General features: G+C 57.9%; 18 protein-coding genes and 1 tRNA gene. 13 read left to right on the plus strand and 6 right to left on the minus strand.

The window, feature by feature from the left end; translation table 11 throughout:
* Positions 1–1,375, minus strand: a 1,375-nt coding sequence (locus IGS51_RS12665; RefSeq protein ID WP_297078721.1) for a proline dehydrogenase family protein, incomplete at its 3' end; no start/stop codon positions are given.
* 507 nt (positions 1,376–1,882) lie between these two features.
* On the opposite strand from IGS51_RS12665, the gene IGS51_RS12670 reads away from it, so the two are divergent.
* The gene (locus IGS51_RS12670) at positions 1,883–3,187 is read left to right on the plus strand and encodes an MSMEG_0569 family flavin-dependent oxidoreductase (RefSeq protein ID WP_297078722.1); all 1,305 of its coding nucleotides are present in this window, start codon (positions 1,883–1,885) and stop codon (positions 3,185–3,187) included.
* Between the two features lie 520 nt (positions 3,188–3,707).
* Positions 3,708–4,190 carry an MSMEG_0572/Sll0783 family nitrogen starvation response protein gene (locus tag IGS51_RS12675; protein WP_172354494.1) on the plus strand — a complete coding sequence of 161 codons (483 nt, stop codon included), beginning with the start codon at positions 3,708–3,710 and terminating at the stop codon, positions 4,188–4,190.
* Positions 4,191–4,366: 176 nt separating this feature from the next.
* Here IGS51_RS12675 and IGS51_RS12680 read toward each other — a convergent pair whose 3' ends face one another.
* Complete coding sequence (locus tag IGS51_RS12680; protein WP_297078723.1) at positions 4,367–4,573, minus strand: hypothetical protein; 207 nt, start codon at positions 4,571–4,573, stop codon at positions 4,367–4,369.
* A 78-nt stretch (positions 4,574–4,651) separates the two neighbouring features.
* Here IGS51_RS12680 and IGS51_RS12685 point away from each other — a divergent pair, with 78 nt between their 5' ends.
* The 5 genes from IGS51_RS12685 to IGS51_RS12705 all read left to right on the plus strand — a co-directional run bounded on the left by IGS51_RS12685 (position 4,652) and on the right by IGS51_RS12705 (position 9,558).
* On the plus strand, positions 4,652–5,710 hold the full coding sequence (locus IGS51_RS12685) for a Nit6803 family nitrilase (RefSeq protein ID WP_297078724.1): 1,059 nt from the start codon (positions 4,652–4,654) through the stop codon (positions 5,708–5,710).
* Positions 5,655–6,740 (plus strand): MSMEG_0568 family radical SAM protein, encoded by a 1,086-nt coding sequence (locus tag IGS51_RS12690; RefSeq protein ID WP_297078725.1) that lies wholly within the window; start codon positions 5,655–5,657, stop codon positions 6,738–6,740. Before IGS51_RS12685 ends, IGS51_RS12690 begins: the two co-directional genes overlap by 56 nt.
* 136 nt (positions 6,741–6,876) lie before the next feature.
* Positions 6,877–7,404, plus strand: a complete 528-nt coding sequence (locus IGS51_RS12695) for an MSMEG_0567/Sll0786 family nitrogen starvation N-acetyltransferase (protein ID WP_297078726.1) — start codon at positions 6,877–6,879, stop codon at positions 7,402–7,404.
* Positions 7,405–7,408: 4 nt separating this feature from the next.
* A complete protein-coding gene (locus IGS51_RS12700) occupies positions 7,409–8,389 on the plus strand; it encodes a sll0787 family AIR synthase-like protein (protein WP_297078727.1) in 981 nt (326 codons plus the stop codon).
* Positions 8,386–9,558 (plus strand): MSMEG_0565 family glycosyltransferase, encoded by a 1,173-nt coding sequence (locus tag IGS51_RS12705; RefSeq protein ID WP_297078728.1) that lies wholly within the window; start codon positions 8,386–8,388, stop codon positions 9,556–9,558. Before IGS51_RS12700 ends, IGS51_RS12705 begins: the two co-directional genes overlap by 4 nt.
* 18 nt (positions 9,559–9,576) lie before the next feature.
* On the opposite strand, the gene IGS51_RS12710 is transcribed toward IGS51_RS12705, so the two are convergent.
* The gene (locus IGS51_RS12710; RefSeq protein ID WP_297078729.1) at positions 9,577–10,164 is read right to left on the minus strand and encodes a metal-binding protein; all 588 of its coding nucleotides are present in this window, start codon (positions 10,162–10,164) and stop codon (positions 9,577–9,579) included.
* A 118-nt stretch (positions 10,165–10,282) separates the two neighbouring features.
* Here IGS51_RS12710 and IGS51_RS12715 point away from each other — a divergent pair.
* Positions 10,283–10,355, plus strand: a tRNA-Val gene (locus tag IGS51_RS12715).
* Positions 10,356–10,389: 34 nt separating this feature from the next.
* Here the strand turns inward: IGS51_RS12715 and IGS51_RS12720 are convergent.
* Positions 10,390–10,605, minus strand: a complete 216-nt coding sequence (locus IGS51_RS12720; RefSeq protein WP_297078730.1) for a response regulator — start codon at positions 10,603–10,605, stop codon at positions 10,390–10,392.
* Between the two features lie 122 nt (positions 10,606–10,727).
* Entirely contained in the window at positions 10,728–12,665 is a 1,938-nt protein-coding gene (gyrB, locus tag IGS51_RS12725; RefSeq protein WP_297078731.1) for a DNA topoisomerase (ATP-hydrolyzing) subunit B, read from the minus strand.
* A 595-nt stretch (positions 12,666–13,260) separates the two neighbouring features.
* Between gyrB and miaA the strand changes: the two genes are divergently transcribed.
* From miaA to IGS51_RS12745, 4 genes are all read left to right on the plus strand, one after another.
* A complete protein-coding gene (gene miaA, locus IGS51_RS12730; RefSeq protein WP_297078732.1) occupies positions 13,261–14,280 on the plus strand; it encodes a tRNA (adenosine(37)-N6)-dimethylallyltransferase MiaA in 1,020 nt (339 codons plus the stop codon).
* Between the two features lie 131 nt (positions 14,281–14,411).
* Positions 14,412–15,401 (plus strand): hypothetical protein, encoded by a 990-nt coding sequence (locus IGS51_RS12735; protein ID WP_297078733.1) that lies wholly within the window; start codon positions 14,412–14,414, stop codon positions 15,399–15,401.
* A gap of 207 nt (positions 15,402–15,608) precedes the next feature.
* Positions 15,609–17,084: a leucyl aminopeptidase gene (locus tag IGS51_RS12740; RefSeq protein WP_297078734.1), complete on the plus strand. Its 1,476-nt coding sequence runs from the start codon at positions 15,609–15,611 to the stop codon at positions 17,082–17,084.
* A gap of 28 nt (positions 17,085–17,112) precedes the next feature.
* Positions 17,113–17,991 carry a PHP domain-containing protein gene (locus IGS51_RS12745; protein ID WP_297078735.1) on the plus strand — a complete coding sequence of 293 codons (879 nt, stop codon included), beginning with the start codon at positions 17,113–17,115 and terminating at the stop codon, positions 17,989–17,991.
* A gap of 167 nt (positions 17,992–18,158) precedes the next feature.
* Here IGS51_RS12745 and IGS51_RS12750 read toward each other — a convergent pair whose 3' ends face one another.
* Positions 18,159–18,329: a hypothetical protein gene (locus tag IGS51_RS12750; RefSeq protein WP_297078736.1), complete on the minus strand. Its 171-nt coding sequence runs from the start codon at positions 18,327–18,329 to the stop codon at positions 18,159–18,161.
* 123 nt (positions 18,330–18,452) lie between these two features.
* Here IGS51_RS12750 and IGS51_RS12755 point away from each other — a divergent pair.
* Positions 18,453–18,635: hypothetical protein (locus IGS51_RS12755; RefSeq protein WP_297078737.1), on the plus strand; the 183-nt coding region annotated here is incomplete at its 3' end.

Consider the following 18,635-nt stretch of genomic DNA (forward strand, 5'->3'; position numbering starts at 1 on the left):
CTCGCATTTGCGGAATGGCTAATAGCTCCTCCACCGGGCGCTCCTCCAGGTTTTGGCGCAGGAAGGAGGTGTTGGCGGTATTTTCCAGCAGGCGGCGAATGAGGTAGGCCATGCCGGGAATCAGGTCGCCGTAGGGACAATAGACCCGGACGCGATGCCCCTGGTTCACCATTGCCTTGGCCAGCTTGTCGCCCATGCCGTAAAGCACCTGAAACTCGATGCGGCGGCGGGGGATGTTGAGTTCCTGGGCGATCGCCATTGCGTGGGCCTGCGATCGCACGTTGTGGCTACCAATCGCGGCGTAGAGATATTCGTGATTTTCCAGCAGCAGGCGCGTCAGTTTCTCGAAGTTGGCATCGGTCGATTCCTTATGCTGAAACACGGGCACATCCCACCCGTGCTGGGCGGCTTTGATGGTTTCCTGATCCCAATAGGCCCCTTTCACCAGGCGGATGGTGATCGGCGTGCCGCGTTCTTTTGCCCACTCGATCAGCCCCTTCAGGTCGGCTTCGGTGTCCTTCAGGTAGGCTTGGAGCGTCACGCCGATGTCGCTGCGGCTGCGAAACTCCTCCTCCATCAAAATTTGCTTGAGGATAGAAATCGTCAGGTCTTTGTAGGCGTATTGCTCCATGTCGAAATGGACGGCAGCACCGAGTTCCTTTGCGCGGCGCAGCAGGATACGAGCGCGATCGCTCACCTGTTCCTGGCTGCCCTTTGCGTCCAGCGGGTCAAACTGCGAATAAAACGCCGTCAGCTTCACCGACACCTGCACCTTGGGCAGAGGTTCGCCATCGGCTTCGTCAATTTGCGGAATCGTGGGCCAGGACTGGGATGCCGCCGTCAGTTCCGTCATCAGTTCCAGGTAGCGATCGAGGTACGACTGCGCTTCGACCTCCGTGATTACCGCCTCGCCCAGCAGATCCACGGTAAAGCACATTTTTTCTTTGCGAAGCTGCTCCAGGGTTTTGATCACCTGTTTAATGGTTTCGCCAGAAATGTACTTGTGGGCGAGGGTTTCAACGGCGGTGGAAACGGTCGTCGCGGCCACCTGGCCAGGCATCGAATCGGGGCTGGCAAAGTTCAGCATTCCCTTCAGCGCGGCGGGCAGTTCCACATTTTCCTTGCTGAGATATTCCTGGAGATGGCGGGCAATTTCGGGTTTGCTTTGCAGGGCGGGCAGCGCGTCGATGAAGTGAAACAACTGCACCCGCAGCCCTGGGTTGCCCATCGTCCAGCCCAGCAGTTTTTCGCTCATGTTCATCTGGTCGCGCATCTGGGCAAAAAAGGAGCGGTTTTCCCGCGTGGCGCTGAGCAGTTGGCGGGCGATCGCCTGGGTCTTGGGTTCGTATTGGGTTTGGGCAATATTGCTTACCACAGGTAAACACTCCTAATAAGTTTGGTGTGAAGGCGGTGTGCGGCTAAAGAACACCCTCATCCCCCAGCCCCTTCTCCCAAGCGGGGAGGAGGGGAGCCGTCCGGCTCGGAAGTCCCTCTCCCGCTCTGGGAGAAAGATTTAGGGTGAGGGCAGACTGGAAAAGCTGCACATCAAGGATTTGGGATTTGAGCGGGGGCTTGACGGGCTTTTACTCTTTCCATTGTCCGATCTGGGGATCAAACCGGGTAAGGGCCTTAAATTAAGGTAACGACTTTGGGGCAGGACGAACGCGAACAAAGCCAGAATGCCTGTTGATTTTGTTAGGTAATCTTCAAAAGCACTGGAAAAAACCTGGGGGCGATCGCCTTCCCATCTGCCCCGGCTGCCTTTATGGTGAGACTAGGGTGCATCGTAGCCAAGCGCACAATTTTTCCTATTTGCAACCTCCTAACCTGACGATCAGCAGGTTTCTTTCAATCCCAGGGTTCGGCAAACCGGAGGTACGTTTTGGAACAGCACTATCCCGTCATTGTGGTGGGGGGCGGCCAGGCTGGATTGTCCATGAGCTATTGCCTGAAGCAGCGGGGCATCGCCCATCTCGTCTTTGAAAAGCACAAAATCGGCCATTCCTGGCGGGAATATCGCTGGGATTCGTTTTGCCTGGTTACGCCCAACTGGCAGTGTCAGCTACCGGGGTTTCCCTACGCGGGTGATGACCCCAACGGCTTCATGGTCAAAGACGAGATCGTGCAATACATCGAAGCCTATGCCGCCGCGTTTGATCCGCCTGTCCTGGAAGGCATCGAGGTGCGCCACCTGCGAAAAGAGGGCGATCGCTTCTTCCTCAGCACCACCTACGGCGACTACACCGCCGATCAGGTCGTCGTGGCCACGGGGGGATATCATAAGCCCAAAATTCCGGCGATCGCCCAGCAACTCCCTGCCTCGATTCAACAACTGCACTCGTCGCAATATCGCAACCCAGAGCGACTGCCCAACGGCGCGGTGCTGGTGGTGGGCACGGGCCAGTCTGGCTGCCAGATTGCCGAAGACCTGCACTTGGCAGGGCGGCAGGTACACCTCTGCGTGGGCGGTGCGCCGCGATCGCCCCGTCGCTATCGTGGCAAAGACGTGGTGGACTGGCTGCACGAAATGGGCTACTACGATCTGCCCGTCGATCAGCATCCGCAAAAAGAAGCCGTGCGCCACAAAGCCAACCACTACGTTACTGGGCGCGATGGCGGCCGCGAAATCGACCTGCGCCAGTTTGCCCTGGAAGGAATGCGGCTACACGGGCGGCTCAAGCAGGTGGGCGATCGCGAAGCGTTTCCGCAGGAAAATCGCCTGCTCTATTTCTGGGACGACCTCAAGCAAAACCTGGATCACGCCGATGAAGTTGCCGAAAGCATCAAGAAAACCATCGACGGCTACATTGAGAAAAACGGCATCGACGCGCCCGTTGATCCGCCCTTTCGCCCCGTCTGGGAACCCAGCGATGAACCGCTGACCCTCGATCTGGAAGCCGCAAACATCACGTCCGTCATCTGGTGTACGGGCTACCTCTCCGACTTTAGCTGGATTGACATTCCCATCTTCGACGGCAAAGGCTATCCCGGTCACGAGCGGGGCATTGTGGCGGGTGCGCGAGGGCTGTATTTTCTAGGGCTGCCGTGGCTCTACACCTGGGGTTCGGGGCGCTTCTCTGGCATAGCCCGCGATGCCCAATACCTGTCAGAACATATCCTATCTCGCTACAAAATCACGCAAGCCAGCCCGCCCAGCTACATGAATGTGGCGGCGTTCGGCTCTTGAATTTAGGGCCAGGTAGACTTTTCCCCTCCCCAATCACCTGTCTAAATCGCTAGGTGCTTTCGCAAAAGCAAATAAAGCCTGGTAGCAAAATTTTTCGTACTACCTGTATGGATAGTCCTGGATGCTTTGTATGAAGAGATACAAACTGCTCTTGCCGAAACCCCGTAACGTGACAAGTCAAGTGCCTGGTTGTTAGCAAAGTTTTGAGTCAATTGCTCAACAGTGAGGCGATCGCCATTGGGTTCCTGTGCATCCGGCGAGTATGGATTCTTCATGTTTTTTCCTGCATCGTTTTTCTGCGCTGCAACGGGTCACTCCACTGCGTCCCAGACTTTGCCTGAGCGTCACCTGAGCATTCATGAGCATTTGAGGATTGTAGATTGCGTCACACCCCTCTCCCACGCATCTCAAGTTGTGCCGCACACTAGCATCGTCAGTCATTGTCAAGCTTTCACCGTTAAGCTTTCACCGTTAAGCTTTCACCGTTTTCAGTCTTTCACCGTTTTCTAAGGAGGAACGTATGCCCGAAGTGACAACACCTGCCCATCAGCCGGGGGACTATTTTGTTGATTTTGAGGAAAAGGTATTTCCCGATGTCAAAGCTGATCCGGGGGAGAAAGCACTCATCACCTTCCACACGGTCGCCTTTGAAGGCTCGATTGGCTTGGTGAACCTGCTGCAAGCGCTGCGGCTATTGCGGAAAGGGTTTGAAACCTCCGTGCTGCTCTATGGGCCGGGCGTGACGCTGGGCATCCAGCGCGGCTTTCCCAAGATTGGCGATGAAGCGTTTCCCGGTCATCAAAATTTCAACAACCAGCTCAGCAAGTTTATGGCCGAAGGCGGTAAAGTCTACGCCTGCCGCTTTGCTCTCCAAGCGCTCTACGGACACGGCGAGCCGTCGCTGATTCCCGGCATTCGCCCCATCAGCCCGCTTGACGTGCTGGACTTGATCTTGCTGCACCGCAAGGATGGCGCGTTTATTCTGGACACCTGGACGCTCTAGGCTTCGGGAGGATTCAGGATCGGAGGTTAGGGGCTGGGTCGGATTGGGTAACTTAAGGTCGCCTGCTGTCTAACGCCTCACCTCTAAGCTTCCGTAGGCTTCTTCAAGCTTTCTGGTTCCCTCTTCTCAAAGGGGGGCAAGCGGGAACCAGATCGGCTGCTTTGGGGCGATCGCCCTCAAGGCGGCGTTTCATCTTCCGGCAGCTTTCGGCTGTGGATGGGTGAGGGGGGCGATCGCCCGGATGCTCCCAGTTTTTGGCGGGCGATTCCTTGCCTGGAGTCCTTGCCTGGAGTTTGAGTTTGCACCCACGCCGTCCGCAGCGGGGTTTGCCGAACGGTTTCAGAAGCGGCGCAGAGCATTGCCTGGCTGCGCCGGGTTTTCAAGTGGGACGTTCCGTAGCGCTGATTGAGTATTGTGCAGCGCTCCTGCCTTCTTGCAGCAATTAAACGAGGTGAACAGTGATGGATTATTCCCGCACGGTTCGAGCGGCAGCGGTTCAAATCAGTCCGGTTTTATTCAGTCGGGAAGGCACAACAGAGAAGGTGTTGCAGGCGATCGCCCAGGCCGCTCAGGCGGGGGCCCAACTGGTTGTCTTTCCTGAAACCTTCGTTCCGTATTACCCCTACTTTTCCTTTGTGCAGCCGCCCGTGCTGATGGGCAAGGAACACATGCGGCTGTACGAAGAGGCAGTCCTCGTGCCCGGCCCCGTCACGGATGCCGTTAGCCGGGCTGCCCGCTCCTACGGCATTGTGGTGGTGTTGGGGGTCAACGAGCGCGACGGCGGTTCGCTGTACAACACGCAGTTGGTGTTTGATGCAGACGGAACCTTGCTGCTGAAGCGGCGCAAGATTACGCCGACCTATCACGAGCGGATGGTGTGGGGGCAGGGCGACGGCGCAGGGCTGACGGTGCTGGAGACGGCAATGGGTCGCCTGGGGGCGCTGGCCTGTTGGGAACATTACAATCCCCTGGCGCGGTACGCTCTGATGGCGCAGCACGAGCAGATCCACTGTGCCCAGTTTCCCGGCTCGATGGTGGGGCAAATCTTTGCTGACCAGATGGAGGTCACAATTCGCCACCATGCGCTGGAGGCGGGCTGCTTTGTGGTGAACGCAACGGGCTGGCTGTCGCCGGAGCAAATCGCCCAAATCACGCCCGACGAAAAGCTGCAAAAGGTGCTGACGGGCGGCTGCTACACGGCAATTATCAGTCCCGAAGGCGTACCGCTGTGTGCGCCGATTACCGAAGGTGAAGGGATGGCGATCGCCGATTTAGACTTCTCCCTCATCACCAAGCGCAAGCGAATGATGGACTCGGTGGGCCATTATGCTCGCCCCGACCTGCTGCAACTCCATCTCAACGCCAGCGCTTGGTCAGTCATGCAGGATAATCACGGCGCGGCATCGGCGCTGCCCAATCCGCTGTCTGCCGAGGCTGGCTCTTTCACGACGAACCATAGGATTCATGAACAAACAGCAGTTGATTACGGCGCTTCAGTCTCAGGGTCTGAAGCTGGTTGAAGACCGAGTTGGGGCATCGGGGCGCAGAGGCGGCGCGGGTCCGTCGGATCATAAGGCGGTGACCGTGGACGGCACGACCGTAATGGTGCCTGTGTTTACGGACACGGCGGCGCGATCGCCCTTCTCTGTGTCTCTGGACGACCCCGCCGACTTGCCCCTGCTGCGTGTGGATGGCGAGGCGATCGCCCCGCTGCATTTTCCCCAACAGCCCAAGTTTTACGGGCTATCCACCGCCGACGGCATTCCCTACTGGAAAATTGCCCTGCTGCACAGTCACGACGTGCTGGCGACGACGGTGCTGCAAACCTGTCGCCGCTATCGAGACGAATCCACCGTTTGCCAGTTTTGCGCCATTGAAAAGTCGCTAGAGGCTGGCCGCACCATCGCCCGCAAAACGCCCGCCCAGCTTGCCGAAGTGGCCGAAGCGGCCGTGCGCTTAGACGGCGTGCGTCACATGGTGATGACGACGGGCACACCCAACACGGGCGATCGCGGCGCGGCGTACCTGGCGGAGTGTGCGCGGGCGGTAAAGCAGCGGGTGGATTTGCCGATTCAAGCCCAGTGCGAACCGCCAGACAACTTTGCCTGGTTTGCCAAGCTGCACGCAGCGGGCGTAGATAGCCTGGGAATGCACCTGGAGGCGATTACGCCGGAGGTTCGCGCCCGCATTATGCCCGGAAAAGCAGACGTGCCCGTGGACTATTACTTCCGGGCGTTTGAAGCGGCGATTCAGGTGTTTGGTCGAGGGCAGGTCAGCACCTATCTGCTGGCAGGACTGGGCGACACCGTAGAAGCGTTGGTGCAGGGGTGCGATCGCCTCATCCAGCTTGGCGTATACCCGTTCGTTGTGCCGTTTGTGCCGATTACCGGAACGCCGCTGGCTCAACATCCTGCACCCAGCAGCGAATTCATGATGGCGGTCTATCAGCGGGTCGGCGCACTGCTGCGGCAAGCCGGATTGTCCTCCCGCGACATGAAGGCCGGATGTGGAAAGTGTGGCGCTTGCTCAGCACTGTCCACCTTCGAGTAACCCCCTGTTCACCGTCGCGTAACCCCCTTCGAGTAAACAGCACTCACACATCACATTCCCACATCAAGCGACACCCAAAATCTAAAATCCAAAATCTAAAATCCAAACTCCAAAATCACATCCCCAGGAACGCAGTATGGACGGTAGTCGATATCACTTTGAACTGGCGCGATCGCCCCATGAAGTGAACGAATATTTCAACCTGCGCCGCATGATCTTTTGCACGGAGCAGGGCTTGTTTCAGGATAGCGACGTAGATAGCATTGACGATATCGCCTATCCCATCATTGCGATTGAAAATGCAACGGATCAAGTCGTCGGCATTGTCCGCATCTACGAACCCGAACCGGGGCTGTGGTATGGCGGGCGGCTGGGCACACATCCCGACTATCGGCGCGGCTGGCAGATTGGCAAAGGGCTGATTTACAAAGCTGTCACCACTGCCAACACCTGGGGCTGCCATCGGTTTTTGGCGACGGTGCAACTGCAAAACGTGCGCTTCTTTCAGCGGTTGCACTGGCAAACCCTGGAGGAACTGACCCTGTGCGATCGCCCCCACCATCTCATGGAGGCTGATTTGCACCATTACCCGGCCGGAACCGAGGTGCGGCCTGCAATGCCCTACAATCTCTACAGCACGGTGCAGTACGAGCGGGCGAGCTAGGCGCGTGAGCGAGGCAGGACAGTTTCCAACAGGACAGTTTCAAACGCGAGTGAAAAAGCTGAGAGAATCCCTGGGCATTTTGCACAAGCAAGACATCCAGGCGATCGCCCATTCGTTTCGTCTGGATGCACCCCATATTCTCCTGGGTGACGACTGCGCCGCGATTCCCGATGGCGACGGCTATCTGCTGCTGGCGGCGGAGGGCATGATGCCGTTTTTTGTGGAAAACGACCCCTGGTTTGCGGGCTGGTCTGCGGTTATGGTGAACGTCAGCGATGTGTACTCGATGGGCGGCCGCCCGATCGCCGTGGTAGACACGCTCTGGAGCCAGTCTGCCGAGCGCAGCCAGCCGCTGATCGACGGCATGAAGGCGGCCGCCGCCGCGTATCAGGTTCCCATCGTCGGCGGACACACCAACTGCCACAGTGTTTACAACGCCCTTGGCGTGGCGATTTTGGGGCGATCGCACGTCCTGCTAACCAGCTTTTCGGCAACACCGGGCGATCGCCTCTTGATGGTCGTGGATCAGCGCGGCAAAGCCCATCCCCGCCATCCCTTCTGGAACGCCAGCACTGATGCCGACCCCGCCCGCCTCCGCGCCGATCTGGAACTGCTGCCCCAGCTTGCCGAAGCGGGCCTCTGCGACACGGCCAAAGACATCAGCAACGGCGGCGTGATCGGCACTGCGCTAATGCTGCTGGAAACCTCCGGCTGCGGCGCGGCAATCGACCTGGATGCCATTGTGCCACCCCGTAACATTGCGCTGGACTGGTGGCTGACGTGCTTTCCTAGCTACGGATTCTTACTCAGCGTGCGGCCGGAGCAAGTCGAAACCGTGCAGCGGCAGTTTGGCGATCGCCATCTAGCGTGTCAAATCATTGGCGAAATTCAGCCCACGACGCAACTCGTTCTGCGTTCTCAGGGAGAATCCGTTACTTTCTGGGATTTTGCCCAGCAGCCCCTCACCGGATTCTCGCCTCCATGATTCACCGCGATCGCCCCCTGCGAATTGCCCTGTTCACCTATTCCACTCGCCCCAGAGGCAGCGTTATCCACACGCTGGAACTGGCAGAGGCGCTGCATCAGCAGGGGCATATCGTTTGTGTCTACGCGCTGGATAAAGAGGGTCAAGGGTTTGGTCGAGACCTATCCTGTTCCTATCATCTGATTCCTGCTCTGCCTGTGCAAGGAGGCGTGGATGACTTGATTCGCCAGCGTATTCAAGAAGTTGTGATTTTTTTGGACAATGACCCTCTTCAGGATGGTTCGTATGACATATATCACGCCCAGGACTGCATCACTGCAAATGCGCTCATTCTCCTGCGAGATCAGGGCAAGATTCCCTCCGTCGTGCGAACTGTTCACCATGTCGAGGCATACAACAGTCCATACCTGCGGGAATGTCAGGATCGCTCCATTGACCGTCCCGATCTGTGTCTCTGCGTCAGCCAGCATTGGCAGCAAGCGGTTCAGCAACAGTATCAGATCCGTCCCGATCGCGTGATCAATGGCGTGAAGGGCGATCGCTTTTCTCCCGTTTCCACGGTTCGCCAAGCTCAGATCCAGCAAACCTTTGGGCTATACGGCTCCCCCATCTACCTAACCGTCGGCGGCATCGAACCCCGCAAGAATTCTATTCTCTTACTCAAGGCCTTTGCTCAGGTTTTATCTGATCAGCCCCAAGCGCAACTCGTGATTGCGGGCGGTGCGACGCTGTTTGACTATCAGTCCTATCGAGATGATTTCTTTGCGCGGGTGCAGGCGTTGGAAATCGAAATTGGGCGATCGCTCGTCTTGCCCGGTGTGGTTTCAGATGCAGACCTACCCGCCCTCTACCGCAGCGCCAATGCGTTTGTGTTTCCTTCCACCAAAGAAGGCTGGGGTTTAGTCGTGCTGGAGGCGATCGCCGCTGGGCTGCCCGTCCTCACGGCAAACCGTCCGCCCTTTACCGAATTTCTCACCACTGGACAGGCGGTGCTGGTTGACCCAGAAGATGTGGGGGCGATCGCCCAGGGGATGCTAGAACTCAGCCAACCCGCCGTTGCCCAGCGCCTCGTCCGGGCCAGTCAGCCCATTCTCCAGCACTATACTTGGGAGCGCTCTGCTCACCTGCATGTGGCAGCTTATCGCAAGCTGCTCCGGGCAAAGCCATAAGCTGACAAAGCCATAAGCTCAGGATCGCCGTTTTCGGGAACGGGTCGTGCGTTGTTTCGATTTCCTAGATTTCGGTGTCTTGGGCAAAAACGCCCGCCAGCCCTGCGTCTTAAACCGCTTGCTGCTGGACACGAAATAGTCGGCGGCGTAGTGGCTGAGCGCTCCCAACTCCAGCCCGCCGCAAAACGCCAGCCAGGCCCAGGCGTGTGTTTGGAGCGATCGCCCCATCACGCCACCAATGTCGCCCCACGTCCAGCCAAGCTGCCAGATTTGATTCAGCAGCGCCAGTCCGAAAAAGCTGGCCGCCCCTACCCATGCCAGGAGATACAGAATCCGCACAACGGTTCCAGTGATGGGCGCGTGCGAGAGGGGCGAGCGATGCTTTAGGCTGCCCCGGTAGGGAATCCAAATCCATCGAAACCAGCCCCAGCGCTTGAACTGTACCGAGTGAATATCCAAATCGGGCCCAAACAGCAGCCCGCCCACCAAAAAACCCGCGCACACAATCAGCGTCAGGCTGCTGCTGCGCGTCAGCCCCAGCGCCAGCCCGCCCACCACAGGCAGGGTCCAGAGGGTAATGCGATCGTGTGTACGGCCCGACGGCATGGCGTTTGCCAGAGTTGCAGAACAGAAATACTGTTATGAATCCTAGCAGGTGTTGCGAATTCTGCTATAATCGACTCTCATAGTCGATGAGGTAATGCTGCATTGCAGCGCTTTCGTCGGGCGGTTAGCTCAGTTGGTAGAGCGCCTGCCTTACAAGCAGGATGTCACTGGTTCGAGTCCAGTACCGCCCATATCGGTTTTAGTGCTTGCTGGTTTTGGTACTTGCTATGGATCGGCTGCTGCATCCAGACCAAACACTTCATCAGCCGTCGTATAGCCGACAGTAATCATCAGAATTGGCGCAGGTTCGCCTGCGGCCCGATAGCTCTGACAAAGCGCCAGACCGCTGATACGAGGAAGCATCCAGTCTAAAATCAGCCGGTCATACGCCTTCTCACACATCAGCCATTGTGCCGTTTCTCCATCTCTGACAGCATCCACAGCATGAACAGACTAAGTGAGAACCGTTTACAAAGGAATTAGCTGATGACCACCTCTGTGCTGAGTCGCCCCTACAGCACCAAAGATAAGCTGCAAGCCAAAACCCCAAATGTCCCAAAAACCTAAATGTCCAGGTCGGTAAGGTTGAGCTTCGGGCCGTAGGTTTCAATGAACTCGCGGCGGGGGGCCACGCGATCACCCATCAGCACGGTAAAGATGCGGTCGGCTTCGGCAGCATCTTCAATTTCTACGCGCTTGAGCGTCCGGCTGTCGGGGTTCATGGTGGTGTCCCAAAGCTGCTGCGGCATCATTTCGCCCAGACCTTTGAAGCGCTGAGTTTCCACTTTGGCGTTTTCGGGGAAACTGGCGATGAGCTGATCCCGTTCGCGATCGCTGTAGCAGTAGTAGTGGTTGCGGCCGCGCTCGATCTTGTAGAGCGGCGGGCAGGCGATGTAGACATAGCCTTGATCCACCATTGCTCGCTGATAGCGATAGAAAAACGTGAGCAGCAGGGTGCGGATGTGTGCGCCGTCCACATCTGCGTCCGTCATGATGATGATGCGGTGATAGCGCAGTTGCGATGCGTCAAACTCTTCGCCCTTGATGCCCAGACCCAGCGCCGTGATTAGCGCCTGAATCTCCGTGTTTTTGTAGATCTTGGCATCGTCCGTTTTTTCAATATTGAGGATCTTACCGCGCAGCGGCAGGATGGCCTGAAAGCGGCGATCGCGCCCTTGCTTGGCTGAGCCGCCCGCCGAGTCGCCTTCCACAATGAAAATTTCTGACTCGCCCGGATCGCGAGAGCTACAGTCTGCTAACTTACCCGGCAAGGTGGAAGATTCCAGCACTGACTTGCGGCGCACCAGTTCCCTTGCCCGCCGCGCTGCCTCTGCCGCGTTGAAGGCCTGGATTGCTTTTTCGAGAATCGCGTCGGCTACGTTGGGGCGAAAGTCGAGGTATTCGCTCAGGGCCTCGCCCACCAGCGTATCCACAATGCCGCGCACTTCGGTATTGCCCAGCTTGGTTTTTGTCTGTCCTTCAAACTCAGGGTCAGGCACTTTGACAGAGATCACGGCCGTCAAGCCCTCGCGGACATTTTCACCCGCTAGATTAGAGTCGGATTCTTTCAGCTTGTTGCGCTTGCGGGCGATCGCATTCATCGTCCGCGTCAGCACTGCCTTTAGCCCCTCTAGGTGCGTCCCGCCGTCTACCGTGCGGATATTGTTAGCAAAGCCCAGCAGGTTATCGGAATACGCATCCACGCACCATTGCAGCGCCACCTCCACTTCTACGTTGTTGCGCTCACCCTGCACGTAGATAATCTCTTCGTGGAGCGGCTGCTTTTCGTGGTTCATATACTCCACGTATTCCCGAATGCCGCCCGCATAGTGATAGGTTTCGACTCGCGGCTCGTCGCTTTTCAGCAGTTCCAGGCGATTGTCGGTAAAGGTAATTTCTACGCCCGCATTCAGATACGCCAGCTCCCGCAGACGACCTGCCAGCGTGTTGTAGTCAAACTCGATGCCCGTGGTAAAGATTGCAATATCAGGCATAAAGGTGACAGACGTGCCCGTGCGGTTCTCTTTGTAAGGCTGAATGTCCATCTCGCCTTTGGTGAGACCCCGCTCAAAGCGCATCTTATGCACTTTCTTGTCGCGCCAGACCGTGACCTCTACCCATTCCGACAGCGCATTCACCACCGAAATGCCCACGCCGTGCAGACCACCCGACACTTTATAGCCGCCCTGGCCAAACTTGCCGCCCGCGTGCAGAATCGTTAGCACCGTCTCCAGGGCCGACTTGCCCGTGCGCGGGTGAATGCCTGTAGGAATGCCCCGGCCGTCGTCAGTTACCGTGACTGATCCATCTGCGTTGAGGGTGACCTGGATATGTTTGCAATAGCCAGCCAGCGCTTCGTCTACCGAGTTATCCACCACCTCGTAGACCAGGTGATGCAGCCCCCGCGGCCCTGTGCTACCAATGTACATCCCCGGACGCTTGCGAACGGCTTCCAAGCCCTCCAGGACTTGAATTTGTTCGGCATCGTAGTTGGTCGTCATGGATGAAGCGCTCCAAACGTTAGCTTAATAGAGAAACCTAGAGAAAATTTCTAGAGAGAATTTATAGATTGAGCAGGTAATGAACTGAATCGAGCAGGCTTCCTGATGGTTTACTGACAGATTCCTAATCGTTCACTGAACAGTTCACTGATGATCTGCTGATTGGGCGGGTGTGCCGCTTCCGGTGAACAGGTCTAAGACGCGCTGGTCTAAAATAGGGATTGCCTGACTGTGGCGATCGCCCAATAAATTGACTTCAAAGCTCAACCAAACACAGAAACACCAAATCTATCCAAAATTATAGCACAAAAGGCTTAGATGCGCTTCTAGGGGCGACAGGGGCAAGGTTTGACTCGGCAATCCAGATTTCCTTTTTAGGCTTCTTCGATGCTTCTTTGGATGTCCTTAGTGCTGTCTGTAATTTGTCTGCATTGAACGATTTGTCTGAATTGAACAGTGCTTCAGAACCCCGTGGCTGAGATGGCTGAGGGGCGATCGCCCTGATCGCGATTGCACCATCGAAATCACTCTCCAAATCTAGCCAGAAGGTTTACCATCATTTATTTTCAGCCTGCTGCATTCCCAACTTCCCATCTTGCATTATAATACTCCTGTACTAAATCCGCCTTTCCCCATTTTAATCGTAATCTGTGGGCCCACAGCCACCGGAAAGTCGGGTCTGGCGCTAAATCTAGCGCCTCGGCTCAACGGCGCAATTCTCAACGCTGACTCCCGCCAAGTGTATCGCGAATTTGATATCGGCACTGCAAAACCTTCTTCTCAAGAACAGCAGCAAGTTCCGCACTATTTATTAGATATTTGTGACCCCACGCACACGCTCACGGTCGCCGAGTATCAGCGGCAAGCCACCGAGTTGATTGAAGCCTGCCATCGCGGGCAAAAAACCATCAGCGTGTCAGAGATTCGGAGCGCTGGAGAACCTGCCCCCAGCGCCTCAATCCCCTTTCTGGTGGGCGGCACGGGCCTCTATATCCGCGCCATCACGCGGGGTCTTCGCATTCCCCAGGTAGCTCCCCAGCCAGATTTGCGATCACAGTTGACTAGGCTGGGGCAGCCCTTCTGCTATGACCTGCTGAAGCAGGTAGACCCGGCATCTGCCCATAAGATTCACCCCCATGATCAGGTGCGGACGCTGCGATCGCTCGAAGTGTTTTATGTCACGGGTCGCCCCATGTCGGCGCAGCAGGGCGAACAGCCACCCGCCTACCCCATTTTGCAAATCGGGCTGGACTGTCTGGCTCCCGCAGCCAAGGGCGATCCCGACCCGCTGATGCAGCGCATCCAAAAACGTACCGTGCAGATGGTGAACCAGGGCTTTGTAGACGAAGTGGCGGGTCTAGTGGCGAAATACGGCGCGGAGTTGCCGCTGCTGGATACGCTGGGCTATCGGGAAATGCGGCAATATTTGGCGGGTGAGGTGTCGCTGGCGGAGGCGATCGCCCTCACCGCCCTGCACACGCGCCAGTTTGCCAAACGCCAGCGCACCTGGTTTCGCGCTGATCCGTCCATCCACTGGTTCGACACCGAAGATCCAGAACTGGTCGAGCGCGTCTGGGCCCAGATTCAGCAATTTATCGCAGCCTCCGACCCCTGATCCCCGACCCCTGATCCCTACCCCCTATTTATCCTCTGAGCTAGAAATTCTGTGAATCCTTTGCAATATTCAGCAACGCTGCAAAGCGGCTGTGCTAGGTTGGGAGCGTTCTTGGGCGGGAGGCTTGCCCCATGGCCACCGACTATCTGCTGTTTGTGCATGGCGTGAACGTTCGCCCCCAGCGGGCCGATGCAGACAGCGCCAACTACGCGGAACCCCTGATTCACCAGATCACCCGGCTCAACCAGGCGGCTGCCAGCCCCCTTACGCTCAAAATGCAGGAGTTGCAATGGTATAGCCTGATGAAGCAGGCGGAGGACGAGCTAAAAGACCTGTTTGCGCGATCGCCCGACTGGTCGAAATTCTGGTTCCGAGACTTCCGCGAAACGCGGATTATTCCCTTCATGGGCGACGCGGCCCTCTACATCAGCCGCTACATCGGCTCGGAGGTGGCCAAGCTGCTGCTAGCCCAGTCGCTGCAATTCCTGGCAAATCGACAGACGGGCGATCGCCTCCACCTCATCACCCACAGTTGGGGCACGGTCATCCTGTTCGACATCCTCTTCGCCGGCCGCTGGGACGACCCCAAAATCCCTGGCTATCAAGACGTGCAAACCATTCGCAGTGCGCTCTTTGGCGTGGAACCCAACCTGGACGACGGCATTCCCATCGCCAGCATCCACACGATGGGTTCCCCCATTGCCCTGGCCAACCTGATCAACCTCAAGCGCGAGGAGATGGCCCCTGCGACGCTCACGATTCAGGAAACCCGAACTGTATTTACCCACGACATCACGCTAGGACTGGAGAAGTTTCTGGCTGCGCTCTATCAGCAGCGCCAGCGTCCCCTCCCCTGGAAAAACTACGCCCACCCTGGCGACCCGATTGCCTATCCACTGGCTACCGTGATCCCGCAACTGCTCGCACCCCAGGGGGCAAAAGCAGACTACTTGAACATTCAAGACGTGCTAACCAGCGGCGGCGGCCCAATGGAGTGGGTCGCCAGTCCTTTCAAAAGCACCTTCCTCTCCCTGGCAAACGGCGGAAGCGCCCACGGCAGCTATTGGAACAGCAAGCAGGTCGCCCAGGCGATTTTGGCGACGGTGAGGGAAACAGGGTGAGAGGGAAGAGGGAAGAGAGAAGAACGAAGAGGGAAGAGGGAAGAGGGAAGAAAGAAGAGATTCTGTTTTTCGTTCTTCGTTCTTCGTTCTTCATTTTTCGTTTTCCCGTCCATCCCCCCTACCCTTCTCCCCAATTTCCCAAGCTATCGCCTACAAATTACGCAATACTGGAAAGAAATCTTAGAACAACTCAAAAAGTAGGACACGATGGAGCTGCGAGGGATTAATACGTCACTACTAGACTGGTCGGGCGATCTGCTGGTGGTGGGTCTGTTTGAAGACGGCATAGACCTGGGCGGCGACCTGGCAGCGCTGGACGAAAAACTGGCCGGCACGCTGCAAGAACTCATTGCCGAAGTCGAGTTTAAGGGCAAGCCAGAGAACAGCGCGGCAGCCCGCGTCGGGTCAAACAGTCCGGTGCGAAAAGTTGGCGTGGTGGGGCTGGGCAAGGCAGAAAACCTGACGCTGGACGGGCTGCGGCGGGCTGCGGCGGCGGTAGCGCGGTTGGCCAAGCGCGAAAAGGCAAAGACGCTGGGCCTGAGTCTGCCGCTGTGGAACCAGGATGCCAGCGCAACGGCACAGGCGATCGCCGAAGGAATTGAACTCACCCTGCATCAGGATAGCCGCTTCAAATCGGGCGAGGATGACAAAAAAGCGCCCCCGCTAGAGCGAGTAGACCTGCTGGGGCTAGAAGGGCAGGACGCTGCGCTGACCCGGGCCCGTCAGATTTCGCTGGGTGTAATCCTGGCGCGGGAACTGGTGAGCGCTCCGGCCAATATCGTCACGCCGATTACGATGGCGGAAACGGCAGAGGCGATCGCCCGCGAATATGGGCTGGAGATCGAAATTCTGGAGCAGGCCGAGTGCGAAAAACTCGGCATGGGCGCGTTTTTGGGCGTGGCCAAAGCGTCTGACCTGCCGCCCAAGTTTATCCACATGACCTACCGGCCCGCAGGCACGCCCCGCAAGAAGCTGGCCATCGTTGGCAAGGGACTCACCTTTGACAGCGGCGGGCTAAACATCAAGGGCGCAGGCAGCGGCATCGAGATGATGAAGACCGACATGGGCGGCGCGGCGGCCACCTTTGGCGCGGCCAAGGCGATCGCCCAGATTCAGCCGGATGTAGAAGTCCACTTCATCAGCGCCGTCACGGAAAACATGATCAGCGGCCACGCCATGCACCCCGGCGATATCCTCACCGCCTCTAATGGCAAGACGATTGAAATCAACAACACCGATGCCGAAGGACGGCTGACGCTGGCGGATGCGCTGGTGTTTGCCGAAAAGCTGGGCGTGGATGCGATCGTCGATCTGGCGACGCTAACGGGCGCGTGCATTGTGGCGCTGGGCGAAGACATGGCCGGCCTGTGGAGTCCTAGTGACGAACTGGCGGCGGCTATCCTGGCGGCGGCAGAACCCGCAGGCGAAAAGTTCTGGCGGATGCCACTGGAGGAAAAATACTTCGACGGCATGAAGTCGGTGGTGGCCGACATGAAAAACACGGGCCCACGCGCAGGCGGCGCGATCACGGCGGCGCTCTTCCTGAAGCAGTTTGTGAAAGACACGCCCTGGGCGCATCTGGACGTGGCCGGCCCCGTGTGGATCGACAAAGACAGTGGCTATAACAATGCGGGCGGCACAGGCTTCGCAGTGCGGACACTGGTGAACTGGGTGCTGAGCTAAGCCACGGGAGTCCTTCTGCCCAATCGCCATGCTGGAACTGCACTGCCACACCACCTATTCCGACGGAACGCTGACCCCAGCGGAACTGGTGCAGGCAGCGGTGACAGCGGGCGTGCGGGCGCTGGCAATTACCGACCACGACACGCTGGCGGGCTGGGAGGAGGCGATCGCCGCTGCCCACCAGTGGGCTTTAGACCATGCTCTCGAAATCGTCCCTGGCGTAGAACTGAGTACCGTTTGGGGCGATCGCTCTTTGCACCTGCTGGGCTTTTATCCCAACCCTGCCCAGCTTGCGCCCGTGCTGCAAGACCACATCGCCGGCCGCAAACGCCGCGCCCAGCAAATCCTCGACAAGCTAGCGGCCTTGGGCTGTCCGGTTGAAATGCCGAAGCTGGGTGTGGGCATGGCTCCCGGCCGGCCCCACATCGCCAAAGCGCTGGTGGATGCAGGCTATGTGCAAACAGCGCAGGAAGCCTTTGAGCGGTTTCTGGGGGACGACGGCCCTGCCTATGTGCAATACGAAAAGTTTTTGGCGACGGACGGAGTGCGTCTGCTGCGCGAGTGCGGCGCAGTGCCCGTGTGGGCGCATCCTCATCTGTTTCGTGGGGGGCCGCTAGAAGAGACGCTGACGGCGCTGCTGGATGCAGGACTCATGGGTTTGGAGGTGTATCACCCGTCCCATACGCCTGGTCAAATTGAGCGATTGGCAGCCCTGTGCGATCGCCATTCGCTGCTGAAAACGGGCGGCAGCGACTATCACGGCCCGGGAGACTCTGCCGACCAGCCCTATCCCCTCAACCGCTTCAACCTGCCGCTGTGCCTGCTGTTGCCGCTGCAACGCGCTGCCCAAGCCCTCGTTCCACAGGCCTGTGAGTTTGGGGGAAGATCCGGGTCAATAGGAAAATAGTCACGCCCAGACTGGGTTGCCGGGTCTTCCTATATCTCTAGAGGTAGATTGCCCAGGTATGATGGGGCAGTTAATACTATGGTAAGGGCGAGGTTTACAAAGCGTAACGATTGCCGGAAGGCGATCGCCCGCACCCCACGCCCCCTGATGCGCCGGGTTTGCACGGCTCAGGCTTTTTCTGCAAGCCGCCCGTGATTCGCCAACTTCACGCCCAATTCGCGCCCAATTCGCACCCAGCGCTGGTCTTCCGCCAACCCTGACTCGTCGCTGACTTCCGCAGCAGTCTCCAGCCGGAATTCTGTGCCTGGGTTTCGTGTCTGGCCGCCCCTGTTTGGCAAAGCGCCTCCCTCAAGTCTTTCAGGTCTTTCAAATCTCTAGAAGATTCAGATTCGCTGTTAGCCTCCAGCTACTTTGCCCTCAAGTCCTGTCCTCAAACTTGATTGTCCCCAAACTTGATATTTATGCTGCGCTCTCTCTCATCTCTCTGGAATCGTCAGCCTGTGGAGGGCGGTCGTCCGCCTCGCGGTTCAAACCTTGCCCTGTTTCTCGCCTGTTCTCTGGTGGGGCTAGTGGCGATCGCCGGATGCCGCATTCCCTCGGAAACGGCGCAGGCGCAGCAGGCCCAGCCAGGGCAGGCAGGCGGC

It is taken from the genome of Thermoleptolyngbya sp. M55_K2018_002 (genome assembly GCF_015295965.1).
Taxonomy (GTDB): Bacteria; Cyanobacteriota; Cyanobacteriia; order Elainellales; family Elainellaceae; genus Thermoleptolyngbya; species Thermoleptolyngbya sichuanensis.

Excerpts from the sequence above, each read along its gene's own strand:
- IGS51_RS12695 (WP_297078726.1), top strand. The coding sequence starts at position 6,877 with ATGGACGGTAGTCGATATCACTTTGAACTGGCGCGATCGCCCCATGAA.
- IGS51_RS12690 (WP_297078725.1), top strand. The coding sequence starts at position 5,655 with ATGAACAAACAGCAGTTGATTACGGCGCTTCAGTCTCAGGGTCTGAAG.
- IGS51_RS12745 (WP_297078735.1), top strand. The coding sequence starts at position 17,113 with ATGCTGGAACTGCACTGCCACACCACCTATTCCGACGGAACGCTGACC.
- IGS51_RS12705 (WP_297078728.1), top strand. The coding sequence starts at position 8,386 with ATGATTCACCGCGATCGCCCCCTGCGAATTGCCCTGTTCACCTATTCC.
- IGS51_RS12735 (WP_297078733.1), top strand. The coding sequence starts at position 14,412 with ATGGCCACCGACTATCTGCTGTTTGTGCATGGCGTGAACGTTCGCCCC.
- IGS51_RS12675 (WP_172354494.1), top strand. The coding sequence starts at position 3,708 with ATGCCCGAAGTGACAACACCTGCCCATCAGCCGGGGGACTATTTTGTT.
- IGS51_RS12740 (WP_297078734.1), top strand. The coding sequence starts at position 15,609 with ATGGAGCTGCGAGGGATTAATACGTCACTACTAGACTGGTCGGGCGAT.
- gyrB (WP_297078731.1), bottom strand. The coding sequence starts at position 12,665 with ATGACGACCAACTACGATGCCGAACAAATTCAAGTCCTGGAGGGCTTG.
- IGS51_RS12685 (WP_297078724.1), top strand. The coding sequence starts at position 4,652 with ATGGATTATTCCCGCACGGTTCGAGCGGCAGCGGTTCAAATCAGTCCG.
- IGS51_RS12710 (WP_297078729.1), bottom strand. The coding sequence starts at position 10,164 with ATGCCGTCGGGCCGTACACACGATCGCATTACCCTCTGGACCCTGCCT.